Below are 12,540 nucleotides of genomic sequence, written 5' to 3' on the forward strand. Positions count from 1 at the left end.
TTGCAATTTACAGTTGGTTCAATGCAACTTTTAAATTACATTTGTACATTCATAATAAAGTCAATTTTAATCCTTTTTGAGATGAAAATATCAGGCAGACATATTGGAGAAATGCTGAAGGAAGCCAGAGAACAAAGACAGCTAACTCAAGAACAATTAGCCCAAAAAGTGGGTAAGAAAAGGAGTTACATTTCTAAGGTCGAAACTGATTATGGCAATAATATCAAACTTCAAACCCTTAAAGAGATAGTAGAAAAGGGATTTGACGGTACGGTTAAAATTAATTTGGAACTCTGATTTGTATATGGATAAATTATTGAAGAACGCTTTTAAAATGCAAATTCAATCCAAAGAAGGATTTGAGTTCGAAGAATTTATTGATGAACTGTTTCTTTTGAAATATGGCGTTGATAACTATACGCCCATCAGGAGGAATAAGGATAAAGGCAATGACGGTACTATTTTGCCCGAACAAATGATATTGGCTTGTTATGCGCCAAGAAAATATAGCAAAACTGATTTTGAAACAAAAGTTTTAGGTGCAGCAAATAAAGAAGGAGATTTTGAAAAATACCAAAAAAACTGGAAAGACAAATTTCCAAATTGGGAAATGTATGTTAACCACGAAGTGTCACCGGAACAATTTACACTAATTCAGGGTTTAGATGGCGATACTTCGATTAAGGGGATAGACCAAATTCTTTCTATTGTTGATGAACTTGTATCAAGTAAAAAAAGGAAACTTGCAGCCTACTTAGGCATTGAAAACTTTTTTATACAGGACTATATTCAGGAAATCATTAATGACCTACTGAATGCCTCAAACGAAGAAGATAAAGCTCTGCATTTCGACAGGAAAACATTAGTCCCTCCCCAAAAGAAAATCGAACTCAACTTTGAACAGGAAGATTGGGATGGGATGAACTCGGAAATGGTATTGGTTATGGCGGAGTTTAATACGATTACCAATATACTTTCGGGATATAATGATGATGAGATTAATACCCTGAAAAGAAGGGTTATAAATGATTACAATAAACTTTCAGGAAATTTCAAGGAGAGATTATATAATCTGACCGACCAATATACAACGACATATGGAAACATTAAAGATGATGAATATGTAAAATGCGTAAAATCTATATTGCTGTATATGTTTGAACAGTGTTTAATAGGCAGAAAAACAGAAAATGAACTATGATATTACCGCAGCCTGAAAGCAATCTTAAAACCAACCTTATGGTATTGGGAGCAGATATTATAAGTATTATGGGTAATTCCCCTTTCAAAAACAAATACGTTATCGTGGATGATATAATGAATAAGTTTTTAAACAGGGATAAAGATAGGACACCCGACCTTTTTCTGTATGCCTTGACCTTCTTGCATACGATTGGCAGCATTGAGAAAAAAGGATATAAAATTAAATTGGTAAAGAAAGAAAACCAAGAAGAAAATCAAACAAGTTTATTCGACAATGTTAATTAGAATATATTCAGAAACCAACCTTATAGATGCTGTTCCATTTCACAATGGAATAAACATCATATTGGGCAAATACTCTGGGGATAAAGAAGCACGAGGGATTAATGGTATTGGCAAATCTACGTTGGTCAGGCTTGTTGATTTTACCTTATTAAGCGGTAAAGCAGAAAAAAGATTTGCTCAAAAAAAGTATGACTTTTTACGTGATGATGAACACACGATTACTTTAGAAATTGAAGTACAGGAACAAAAATATTTTATCAAGAGGGGCTTTGCCGATACAAAAAAAATATTTTTCGGGAAGCGACCGGATGCTCTTGATGAATATGAAAAATCTGAAATGCCGAAATTGCTGGAAGGGATATTTTTTCCGACAGAGAACAACGAAGTATTCTTTGAAGGAAAAAGATATGGAACGTTGATGGAATTTTTTGTTAAGGACGACTTGCAAAGTCAGCAAAGAGTTGACCCTTTAAATTTTGTTTCTTACAATGCCAATGCAAGAGAAAAGGCATTGTATAATTTTTATTTGCTAAATCTCCCGACAAAAACACTTTTAAAATATAACGAAGTATCTTCTGAATACGAAAGGTATAATAATACGGTAAAATCCCTTTCAGAAAAGGTTAAAGCAGATACAGGTAAAGATATTCAGGAATTTAGAACAGAGCGGTTAAAGATTGAAAAAGACATTGCTGCACTCGAAGGCAGCCTGAAGGAATACAATTTTCTTGCTAATCACAAAGAAATAGAACAAAAATTAAATCAGGTTATATCTGAAATTAACGAGCAATCTGTCATCTATCATAATACAAACCGGAAATTAGAAAAACTAAAATCCTCTTACAATGATGTGTCTTCTATCGACCTGGACAAAATTCGTAAGCTCTACAATGAAACCGTAGCAACATTCGGCAACTTTGTAAAAAGGAGTTTGGATGAAGTTATAGACTTTAAAAAACAACTACTGACGAATAGGAATAAATATTTGTTGGAAGAAGAAAAGAAATTACAATCATCAATCGACCAGAGTTTAACGCAGCTTGAAAAATTAGAAAAGAACAGGAGCCAATTATTTTCATTGCTAAAAGAGAGAGGTGCATTGGATAGGATTGAAAGCACTTATGAAAGATTAGTCAATGAAAAAACACTTTTAGAACGGAATACCTCAATTGTACGAGAAATTGACGAAATAGAAGAGATATTGGGAAACTCCAATATTGTTATCGCAGAATTAAAAAGAGATATTGTCAGCGAGCTAAATAAGCAGCAATCATACCTTGATGAGTTGAGATTGTTATTTCAGCAAATTCTTGAAAATGCAATTTATTTAGATGAAGAATTTGACAACTCTTATTTTAATATCACATTAAACTCTACTTCGCCGAGAAACCAATTGCCTTTTAAAATAAGTTTGGAAATCCCTAAAGCTGATGCGTTAGGACAAGAGCGTTTGAAAATCGTAGCGTATGATTTAATGGTCTTTTTAAAGAGCAGGATTGACAAGCGTAATATTCCGGATTTTCTTGTACACGATGGTGTATTTCACGCCATATCATACAAAACAATATCCAATGTCCTGAACTATATGTACCACAAATCAAACGAGCTGCATAACTTTCAGTATATCCTTACTTTCAATGAAGACGAAATTGATTTAAACGGGGATGAAAATAAGTTTGGCAAGTTCGATTTTGATTGGTCTAAACAAGTGATTGCTGAATTCTCAGATACCGAACAGGAAACAATTTTTAAACGATTTTTTTAAATGGCAAACTATCAATTACCTCCTTTAAAAGATGAAAGGTTATTTGAGGAACTCACTTGTGATTTATTCAATTTTGTAGAGAATACCTCGTCATATGAGAATACAGATTTTCAGACGTTTGGTGTGAAAGGACAAAATCAGAAAGGTATTGATGTCTTTTCTTCTAAAACAAAAACGGTTATACAGTGCAAATTGAAAAGTATTGGAAGAAAAGATGAAACTATAAGGAAAATTCTAATTCAGGATATAAATACTGATTTAGAAAAAGCAAGGGATTTAGCGATTGATTTCGACAAATTTGTTTTTGTTTCTACATTTCGTGACGATGCTCAAATACAGGAATACCTAAATCAAATTAAAAAAGAACAGGAACTACCATTTCATTTATATTATTGGGGATGGGATACCATAACAAAACATATTGAACAATCAGAGGCTTTATTACATAAGTATTTTCCAAAGTTTGTAAAAAAATCCAAGCCTATAAAGCCAAAAATTGAATTACCAGACGGAGCGTTAGGCAAAGAGCTTTCCAAGAAGAACTATATTGATTATTTAAAAAAGCGATATGGCGATTGGAAACAAGTTGAATTAAACAAAAAAGGGGAAAAATTTAATTGGGCTGCATTCACTATTTCATTGTCTAAAAGATATAAAGCATCAGGGATTAATTATATTGATGTTCGACACTTTGATGATTTAGCATCGTATCTAAAAAGCCGAATTGATGGTACAATAATGGGAAAAGTGAACAAGTCTAAAGGAATAAAAAACTATTCTGTGTTTGAAGAGTTCTCGGAAACTGAAATCTAAAAATATTGGTAGATTTCAAACTTAAAAACCTTATTTTCTAATGTATATCTCTAAAGTCAGCCTGGTCAATTATAGGAATTTTGCAAATGCAAGTTTTCAATTCAACAAGGGAATAAATACCATAATCGGAGAAAACGGTTCTGGAAAAACAAATGTTTTTAGGGCAATAAGGCTGTTATTAGAAGATGCCTCCTTGCAATATGCTTATAAACTGACGGAAGGAGATTTTAACAGGTCTTTGGATAAGGGAAAATGGAAAGGTCATTGGATTATTATCAGTGTTGAATTTGATGAGCTTAACGATGAAGAGGCAATACAATCCTTGTTCATTCACGGTGTTGGAGTTGCCGCAGAAGATTATGTAAAAAAAGCTACTTACAACCTTTTCTTTCGTCCTAAAGCTGACATCAGACAAAAACTTTCCGAATTAGCTGAAGGAGATGCAGTTGGATTACAAACGATACTCAATAGCATCACAATTCAGGATAATTACGAAACTTTCTTTACTGGAAAAAGCACTGCTGATTTTAATGACCCTAATGTATATAAGGAACTTGTAGGCGATTTTGAAAATGTGGTTTTCCCATCTACGATTGATGCTTCTAAATTTGGCTCTAAAATTCCGCATCAATTATCTGTTTCCAAAGAAATCTCTTTTACATTCATCCAAGCCTTGAGAGATGTAGTAAGTGACTTTCATAACAATAGAACTAATCCTTTACTTACTCTATTGAAAAACAAAAGTGGAGAAATCAAAGAGGAAGATTACCAACCTATCAGCGATTTGGTTGAGCAATTAAATGAAAGCATTGAAGATTTGCCCGATGTACAAAATATAAGGTCAGATATAAAATCAACCATTCAGGATGCCGTCGGTCTTACCTATTCGCCATCTTCATTATCCATTAAATCAAGTGTTCCCAATGAAGCCGAAAAATTGTTACAATCATTGAAACTTTTTATCGGAGAACCAGGCGAGGAATATGAGGGCGGTATTCACGAATTAAGTTTGGGAGGTGCTAATCTAATATTTTTAACCCTGAAATTACTTGAGTTTAAGTATAGAAAATCAAAAGATACATTTGCCAACTTCCTTATTATTGAGGAACCGGAAGCCCATATACATAACCATATTCAAAAGACCTTATTTGACAAATTGGATTATGGAGATACTCAAATTATCTATTCTACTCATTCTACACAAATTTCCGAAGTAAGTAATGTTGAGAATATAAACATCCTTGCAAAGAAATTAAATTTTGCGGAAGTATATCAACCATCAACTGGTTTAACACCTGAAAGCATCAATCAAATACAGCGTTATTTGGATGCTGTAAGAACCAACCTGTTATTTGCAAGAGGAATAATATTAGTTGAGGGCGATGCAGAAGAGATTTTAATACCAATAATGGTCAAAAAAGTATTTGGTGTAAGTCTTGACGAACTTGGAATTAGCCTCATCAATATACGAAGTACAGGCTTTGAGAATGTAGCCCAACTTTTCCACGATAGCCGTATAAGAAGAAAATGTGCAATTCTAACAGATTTAGATGATGCGATTTGTGATACAACTATTAATGACGATGATAGCGACCGATTAAAAAAATACAAGAGAAAAGTTGAGGCATCTAAACAAAAGGGATTAGAACGTAAAGCTAAATTAGATGTCTTTGAAGCAGAGAATGATTGGATAAAGGCATTTTATGCTGACTATACTTTTGAAGTTGATTTTATAACCGAAGGCAACGAGGAGGAAGTAATAGCTATAATTGACCAAGTATATACAGACCAACCAACAAGAGTACAAGCTAAAACTGATATTGAAGATGATGGTGTTGCGGTTTATGGAAAGCGAGTGCTTACAATGGCTAAACAGGAAGGTAAAGGTTGGTTTGCTATAATGTTAGGCAAGCATATTTCTTTTAAGACGGAAATTCCAAACTATATAGTTGATGCCATTCTTTTCGCCAAAGAAACATACTCCAACAATATTATTGCCGACATCATTGAATATAGGATGAACAAACATTTTTATGATGATGATGCTTTGGATTTTTCATCTTGTAGGGAGAGCCTAACGAAGTATAGAGCCGAAGAAGCAACTTTAGATGACCTTGCTTTTGACTTGGACTTGGTAATACCAGATGACCAGCTATTAACATTCATAGATAAATTGAAATAGGCTATGTTCATTTGGGAAAAAGGAAGTTTGAATGATGAGCAAGAAGTTGCAATCTTGGAGAAAGATAGTGTACTCTTGATTGCCTGTCCTGGTAGTGGAAAAACGAGAACGCTTACATACAAAATCGCTTACGAATTAAGCAGGCTAAATTCCAATAAAGAGTTCGTTATTGCAATTACATACACGAATAACGCTGCTGATGAAATTAAAGAACGGGTTGAATTATTGGGGGTTGATACTACACAATTATGGATTGGTACAATTCACTCATTCTGTATGGAATGGATATTAAAGCCTTACCATCTGTATTCTGAAAGGTTGAAAAACGGGTTTAAAGTTTGTAATTCCTTTGATACTGAAAAGCTCCTAACCGAATTATGCAAAAAATATAGCAATCCAAAAGTTACTTTTTATGATTTTCAATATTATGCTACCATAAATGGTACATATAAGTTTACATCAAAAAATAGTAATCAGAATAAGCATATCAAAGCTATTCTTCAAGAATATTTCGGAATATTAAAAGAGAATAATCAATTGGATTTTGAGCAGATACTTTTTTATGCTTATGAATTATTGAAATCAAAGCCAATCATTTGTACCGTCTTATGCAAATTATTTCCATTTATTTTGATTGATGAATATCAAGATACTAAAGAGATACAATACCATATAATATCAAAAATATTAAGTGCAAACAAAGGGTGTTCAAAAACATTAATTGTTGGCGACCCTAACCAATCTATTTATCATTCTTTAGGTGGTTATCCGATGCCAAAGGATGATTTGGAAAAACTTTTGGGGTTTAACTTGATACAGTTGAGTTTAGACAAAAATTACAGGTCATCTGAAACCATAATAAATTACTTCGATTATTATAAAACATTTGCTACCCCTATTATAGCATTCGGAAACGAAAAAGATTATAATAGTTTAATCACATATAACTTATCGGTTTCGTTAGATAATTTGATAGAAGAAATTGCAAAATTGATTTTGTTTAATGTCCGTGAAGCCGGAATTAGCCCTAATGAAATTTGTATTGCAGCACCTCAATGGGTTCAGATTGCAAGTATTACAAGGAAGCTAATGATTAGACTTCCGGATTTTAGTTTTGACGGACCCGGTATGGCTCCGTTTTCACGGGACATTGAGAATTTTTGGTTTAAAGTTGCAAGAATTGTTTTGACAGAACCATCGCCCTATATGTACGTTCGTCGTTTACGTTGGAGTAAAGAAGTTTTGAACGAACTTGATGCTGCGGGAGTAGATGTATCAAACTTATCAAACAAAGAGTTTTTGAAAATCTGCAATTCAATTGAAGTGAATGAAAATGATGGTTTAACCTACTTACGTTCTTTCTTTGAAAGAATTTGTGAAAGCCTGAAAATACAAATTCAGAATTTCCCGTTACTTGAAGAACATCACACATCATTTTTTGCAAGTTCTGAAAATAGAATACAAAGGCTTATTGACGAGGGAAATCCATTTATTGGAGAGATTGAAAATTTTAGAAAAGTTTTCAGGCAAAGAGATGGTATAACCGTTTCAACTATTCACGGCGTAAAGGGAGAGGAATATGATACAGTAATAGGTTTTGCTCTTCTTAATGATTATGTCCCACACTTCAATGATACAAACGGTTACGAAAATTCTAAAAAATTACTTTACGTTTTAGCTTCAAGAGCAAGAAAAAATTTACACTTAATCTCTGAAACGTCAAGAGGGATAAATTATTACAATCCTGAAGGGAAAAGCCCTACACCTCATTTGCTCGAATATAATTATGAATATTCGATTGTTGCTCTTGACAATTCCGATTGAATAAATAACAAAAGGAAGCCGTCTTTTCAGACAAACTCCCCAATGTCAAAATCACCCAAATTACTTTTCCGCAAGGTGGAAGAACTGTCGTCGCTTTCAGATGAAAGTGTGCTATCCAAAAGCTCGGCAATTTTTCGGGAAGCACCCTCAATGGAATTTTCCAGTAAGCTGAATAATTCGGTTCCCTGTAATTTCTGAACTATGGCTACCGCTGTTTCCTTTTGAGCCTGTTCCAAATTCTCTTTTTGGAGCAATGCCCCTACGGAGCTTAGTTCGTCATAGGTAACCCCTTGGGCAAAACCGTTATCGCCACCGGATATTCCGTACCTGTTCCATTCTTCTTCCTCTTCTTCCAAATCAGGCATATTGCTGAAAACTTCGTCCAGTTCTTCCTGCGGAATTTGAATGCTGACGTTTTCGTTTTCGTCGTATTCGATGTCTAAATTATCAGGGTTTATCTCCGGTTCCGTTATTTGGCTGTCATTGGCAGTGTTTGGCACTGAAAGGCTTCTTACTGGCTTGGGTTGCCCCATAATATCGGGCAGGTTCGGGTTAACTTTTTCCTGTTTGGACTTTTGCTCCGACCTTTTATGAATTACAATCTTATCCTGCAAAAGCAGGACAATGACTATCAGCAGGCAAATCACAATTACTATTTCCATAATCAGATGCTTTAAAAAATGGGTTTAAACTTTTCGTTGAAATCATCGGTAATGGCTTTTTCAAACATTTCAAAATGATGTTCCAGTATGTTATCGAGATAGGCATACAGGGGTATAGCATCTTTACCGATTACCTGTACAATACGGGATAGCCGTTCGTGGTATTCCTGCCGGATATAGATACTTTTATCGCCCCGCTTTGTCATCGAATGGGTTTTCAAAAAGTGTTCGCCGTAGCTTCCGTCAAGGCTCTTCTTGGTACGGTTTCTTTCCCTTTGTACAGGTTTGCTTTGTGGTAATTCATCCTGCCTTACCTCGTTTTGTATTTCTTCCTTTTCCTGCTCTTCGGCAGGTTCAGGCGGTAGCTGCAAACCGTCCTTTTTAACGCCGTCTACCATCAGGTTCATCATCAGCTCTTCGTTAATGTCCGGCGTAACTTTACGTTTATTATCTTTTTCCATAGCACTACGATTGAATGATGTTTAAAAATTCGCTGATGAACAGGTCTAACTGGCAGGCTTTCATCAAACGCTCATCAGGTGGCATTACGGTAGAACGGAAAACCGTTTTGCTGTCCGCTTCGCTTTCCTTGCGAAAACGGGTGCTGTTCTTGATTTGGCTTTGCATCAGGCTTAACCCCAGTTGCCCGATAAGCTGATTGTACACGTCATATAAGGGTGTGCTTTCCCTGCCGTCCACCTGGTTCCAAAACAGGTTAATGCTTTGTATGGAAGTTTCGCCTTTTTTCATAATCACGTCCTGTAAAAGCTGCGTGAAGATGAGCGTACTTTCCATTACCACACGGTCTGCCGTGATAGGCGTAAAAATGTGGTGCATACCTGCCAACGCTTTCAGGATGCCGGGCGTGTTCACGGTTCCGGGCAGGTCGAAGAACAGCACATCAAGCGGAACGGGAGAAGTGTTTACAAATTCGTGCGCCGCATCGAGTACGCTATCCGCTTTGTGCTGCATAATGGGATAGGCTTTTTTGTTGATGGTGGTAAACTGCTTATACGCCAGTTTTTTCAACGCCTCATTTTCCATTACCATTGCCAAATCACGGGTTTTCATTTTCATCAGGCTGTGCTGGGGAAAATCCGCATCAAATACGGCTACGTTGTAGCCCAACCGATAGTGCATCGTACTGGCGACAAGCGTAGTAAATGTGCTTTTGCCAACACCGCCTTTTTGAGAAGAAAAGGCGACAAACAGAGGTTTCTTTTTTGTGTCCATATTTTTAAAATTTAAAGTTTACATCTTACTGGTTTCAGTCTTGCAGGCTTTCAGCCGTGCAGTCCTGATTTCGTGCTGTCTTTCTTACAGGATAGCTATCAGGCTTGCCTGCGGGAATTGCTGATTGCCTGCTTTCCTGCCGTACAGCAGCAATGCTTTCATTCAGGCATCCTATCAGACGGGATTGCGTTCTTGCATTCGTTCCGTTCGTCATTCCATCTATCACGCAGGCGTGATGGTCTGATAGCAGGCTGTTACGCTTTCCGTCATTCCTGCGCTCTTGCTTTCTTGCATTCCTGCAATCTTGCAGGCAGGATAACCTGCCATCTTGAATGTGTGCCGTCTGCTCGTCCTGAAGCACGGGCTGTCTGCCTGCCTGCCAACATTCAGGGACAAAGAACTCATCAAATTCATTCGGTTGTATAGCGGTGGCAGTGTTTGGCGTTCAGAGGCAGCATTTGGCACTGTGGTACAGTGCAACGCTATCGTAAACAGGTCTTTACTTTGTATTGTGATTTTTATTAACGGATTTATGCAAAAGTCTTTCGACATATCAGGGGGTAACGGGAACGGCATCGAGCCGTTTTTCCCTGTTACATTCAATCCGTCCCGCAGGGCGGATTTTTGTGTTCACCGGAACACGGCAAGTTGTGTTTTGAGCATCTCGGAATGATTTCCGATGCTCAAAACAACTTGCCCTTTGCAGGGGGCAGAAAACACCTTCCGAAGTCAGGGTTTTGTATGGATTTTAAAATGGATTAGTGATGAACGATAACAACAGAAAGCAATTGAAAAAGACCGGACGCCGCCCTAAAGAAGACCCGGCGACAATCCGCTATACAATTTCCTTTAATGCGCAGGAACACGCCCGCTTTCTTGCTCTTTTTGATAAATCAAGTATGCAGGTAAAAGCGCATTTTATAACGTCCTGCATCTTTGACAAGACCATAAAGACCATTAAGATTGACAAGGGAACGGTTGATTTCTATATGCGGCTGACCTCTTTTCACAGCCAGTTCCGTTCCATTGGCGTGAACTATAACCAAATTGTAAAGCTGCTCTACAAGAATTTTTCCGAGAAAAAAGCCGCAGCATTTCTGTACAAACTGGAAAAACAGACGGCAGAAATGGTGGTGCTATGTCAAAAAATTATCCAAATAAGCGAGGAATTTGAAGCCAAACACCTGAAAAAATAGCGGTAGAAATGATAGCAAAAATTGGAAGAAGTGCAAATTTATACGGGGCATTGGCGTACAATCAGCTTAAAGTAGAGAATGAAAACGGACAGATTTTATTCGCCAATAAGATGATTGAAAACGCAAGCGGTCATTATTCTGTTGCACAATTAGCCCAATCTTTTGCGTCTTACCTAATAGCCAACCGTAATACCGAGAAACATACGTTGCATATTTCGCTCAATCCTGACCCAAACGACAAGGTAAGTGATGATAAGTTTCGGGAAATGGCAGAACAGTATATGCGGGAAATGGGTTACGGCGAACAGCCTTTTGTCGTATTCAAACATACCGATATTGACCGCAGCCATATACACATTGTATCGGTTTGCGTGGACGAGCAGGGCAAAAAGATTTCGGACAAATTCGAGAGAATGCGGTCTATGAATGTATGCCGTGAATTGGAAAGAAAGTACGGATTGATACCCGCAACGGATAAGGAGCGCAGCCAAACAGATAAGGTTTTCCGTCCGGTAGATTATCGGGCAGGCGATGTAAAAAGTCAAATCGCTTCAGTTGTTCGCCACCTGCCGAACTATTACCAATACCAAACGTTGGGCGAATACAATGCCCTGCTTTCCTTGTTCAATATTACCACCGAGAAAATCGAGGGCGAATTGCAAGGAAAAATGCAGCAGGGCTTATTATATATTCCATTGAATGAAAAAGGCGAAAGAGCCGGGCATCCGTTCAAGGCTTCGCTGTTTGGAAAGAGCGCAGGGCTTCTGGCTTTGGAATTGCATTTTGCGAAATGCAAAACCGCTTTGAAAGATAACCCTACCAAACAAAGCCTAAAATCTGCTGTTACCATTGCCCTGAAAACCACGGGCAATGAGCAGGCTTTTAAGAAGCAATTAGTAGAACAGGGCATTAACGTAGTGGTACGCAGGAATGATACAGGGCGCATTTATGGTATCACATTTATTGACCACAATTCCAAAGTGGTTTGGAACGGTTCACGTTTGGCAACAGAACTTTCTGCCAACACCTTTAATGATTATTGGAACAATAACATCAAACCCGATATTAAGGAACCTGTCGTTTCACAACCCAAACTATCCACATCAAATGATGCGGATCTTCCTACGGAAGAACCACACCATTTGTTCGACTTCTTAACTACGGACAAACACGAAGACGGTTTGATTGAAGCACTGGGCGGCTTATTGCCCGAAGCCCAGGGCGAAGATTACGAAGAACAGGACTTTGCCAATAAGATGAAGAAGAAGCGCAAACGCCAAAGAGGTCAGCAATAATATTTAGCCAAACACTGCCACAGAACGCCACTGGCTGCCACATTCTTAGAGCCACTCCATAGAGCCTTTAAATTCACGCCCG

12 protein-coding genes are annotated in these 12,540 nt (G+C 37.2%); 9 read left to right on the plus strand and 3 right to left on the minus strand.

Annotated features, from left to right (window positions below; all coding sequences use genetic code 11):
* The first annotated feature begins 81 nt into the window (after window positions 1–81).
* The 7 genes from BM253_RS17475 to BM253_RS05340 are packed head-to-tail and all read left to right on the plus strand — an operon-like array spanning window position 82 to window position 8,072.
* The gene (locus tag BM253_RS17475) at window positions 82–297 is read left to right on the plus strand and encodes a helix-turn-helix domain-containing protein (RefSeq protein WP_109570615.1); all 216 of its coding nucleotides are present in this window, start codon (window positions 82–84) and stop codon (window positions 295–297) included.
* 7 nt (window positions 298–304) lie between these two features.
* Entirely contained in the window at window positions 305–1,201 is an 897-nt protein-coding gene (locus tag BM253_RS05315; protein WP_091520341.1) for a hypothetical protein, read from the plus strand.
* Window positions 1,198–1,488 (plus strand): hypothetical protein, encoded by a 291-nt coding sequence (locus BM253_RS05320; protein ID WP_013632622.1) that lies wholly within the window; start codon window positions 1,198–1,200, stop codon window positions 1,486–1,488. The genes BM253_RS05315 and BM253_RS05320 overlap by 4 nt, the downstream gene beginning before the upstream one ends.
* A complete protein-coding gene (locus BM253_RS05325) occupies window positions 1,478–3,253 on the plus strand; it encodes a DUF2326 domain-containing protein (protein ID WP_013632623.1) in 1,776 nt (591 codons plus the stop codon). Before BM253_RS05320 ends, BM253_RS05325 begins: the two co-directional genes overlap by 11 nt.
* Entirely contained in the window at window positions 3,254–4,066 is an 813-nt protein-coding gene (locus BM253_RS05330; RefSeq protein ID WP_091520343.1) for an endonuclease, read from the plus strand. It abuts the gene before it with no gap.
* 40 nt (window positions 4,067–4,106) lie between these two features.
* On the plus strand, window positions 4,107–6,248 hold the full coding sequence (locus BM253_RS05335; RefSeq protein ID WP_091520346.1) for an ATP-dependent nuclease: 2,142 nt from the start codon (window positions 4,107–4,109) through the stop codon (window positions 6,246–6,248).
* 3 nt (window positions 6,249–6,251) lie between these two features.
* Complete coding sequence (locus BM253_RS05340; protein ID WP_091520349.1) at window positions 6,252–8,072, plus strand: UvrD-helicase domain-containing protein; 1,821 nt, start codon at window positions 6,252–6,254, stop codon at window positions 8,070–8,072.
* A 26-nt stretch (window positions 8,073–8,098) separates the two neighbouring features.
* Here the strand turns inward: BM253_RS05340 and BM253_RS05345 are convergent, their stop codons facing one another.
* The 3 genes from BM253_RS05345 to BM253_RS05355 all read right to left on the minus strand — a co-directional run bounded on the left by BM253_RS05345 (window position 8,099) and on the right by BM253_RS05355 (window position 9,967).
* Window positions 8,099–8,572: a conjugal transfer protein TraD gene (locus BM253_RS05345; RefSeq protein WP_450088496.1), complete on the minus strand. Its 474-nt coding sequence runs from the start codon at window positions 8,570–8,572 to the stop codon at window positions 8,099–8,101.
* A gap of 173 nt (window positions 8,573–8,745) precedes the next feature.
* Window positions 8,746–9,195: a DUF3408 domain-containing protein gene (locus BM253_RS05350; protein WP_013632628.1), complete on the minus strand. Its 450-nt coding sequence runs from the start codon at window positions 9,193–9,195 to the stop codon at window positions 8,746–8,748.
* A gap of 4 nt (window positions 9,196–9,199) precedes the next feature.
* Window positions 9,200–9,967: a ParA family protein gene (locus tag BM253_RS05355; protein ID WP_091520354.1), complete on the minus strand. Its 768-nt coding sequence runs from the start codon at window positions 9,965–9,967 to the stop codon at window positions 9,200–9,202.
* A 764-nt stretch (window positions 9,968–10,731) separates the two neighbouring features.
* On the opposite strand from BM253_RS05355, the gene mobA reads away from it, so the two are divergent.
* Window positions 10,732–11,163 (plus strand): conjugal transfer protein MobA, encoded by a 432-nt coding sequence (mobA, locus tag BM253_RS05365; RefSeq protein WP_091520360.1) that lies wholly within the window; start codon window positions 10,732–10,734, stop codon window positions 11,161–11,163.
* Between the two features lie 8 nt (window positions 11,164–11,171).
* A complete protein-coding gene (gene mobB / locus BM253_RS05370) occupies window positions 11,172–12,458 on the plus strand; it encodes a conjugal transfer protein MobB (RefSeq protein WP_091520364.1) in 1,287 nt (428 codons plus the stop codon).
* The last annotated feature ends 82 nt before the right edge of the window (window positions 12,459–12,540 follow it).

Origin of the sequence: Paenimyroides ummariense (assembly GCF_900115115.1) — a bacterium.
GTDB classification, from domain to species: Bacteria; Bacteroidota; Bacteroidia; order Flavobacteriales; family Flavobacteriaceae; genus Flavobacterium; species Flavobacterium ummariense.

Coding starts and splice junctions, on each gene's coding strand:
- mobA (WP_091520360.1), top strand. CDS start 10,732: ATGAACGATAACAACAGAAAGCAATTGAAAAAGACCGGACGCCGCCCT.
- BM253_RS05350 (WP_013632628.1), bottom strand. CDS start 9,195: ATGGAAAAAGATAATAAACGTAAAGTTACGCCGGACATTAACGAAGAG.
- BM253_RS17475 (WP_109570615.1), top strand. CDS start 82: ATGAAAATATCAGGCAGACATATTGGAGAAATGCTGAAGGAAGCCAGA.
- BM253_RS05320 (WP_013632622.1), top strand. CDS start 1,198: ATGATATTACCGCAGCCTGAAAGCAATCTTAAAACCAACCTTATGGTA.
- BM253_RS05325 (WP_013632623.1), top strand. CDS start 1,478: ATGTTAATTAGAATATATTCAGAAACCAACCTTATAGATGCTGTTCCA.
- BM253_RS05335 (WP_091520346.1), top strand. CDS start 4,107: ATGTATATCTCTAAAGTCAGCCTGGTCAATTATAGGAATTTTGCAAAT.
- BM253_RS05330 (WP_091520343.1), top strand. CDS start 3,254: ATGGCAAACTATCAATTACCTCCTTTAAAAGATGAAAGGTTATTTGAG.
- BM253_RS05340 (WP_091520349.1), top strand. CDS start 6,252: ATGTTCATTTGGGAAAAAGGAAGTTTGAATGATGAGCAAGAAGTTGCA.
- BM253_RS05355 (WP_091520354.1), bottom strand. CDS start 9,967: ATGGACACAAAAAAGAAACCTCTGTTTGTCGCCTTTTCTTCTCAAAAA.
- mobB (WP_091520364.1), top strand. CDS start 11,172: ATGATAGCAAAAATTGGAAGAAGTGCAAATTTATACGGGGCATTGGCG.
- BM253_RS05315 (WP_091520341.1), top strand. CDS start 305: ATGGATAAATTATTGAAGAACGCTTTTAAAATGCAAATTCAATCCAAA.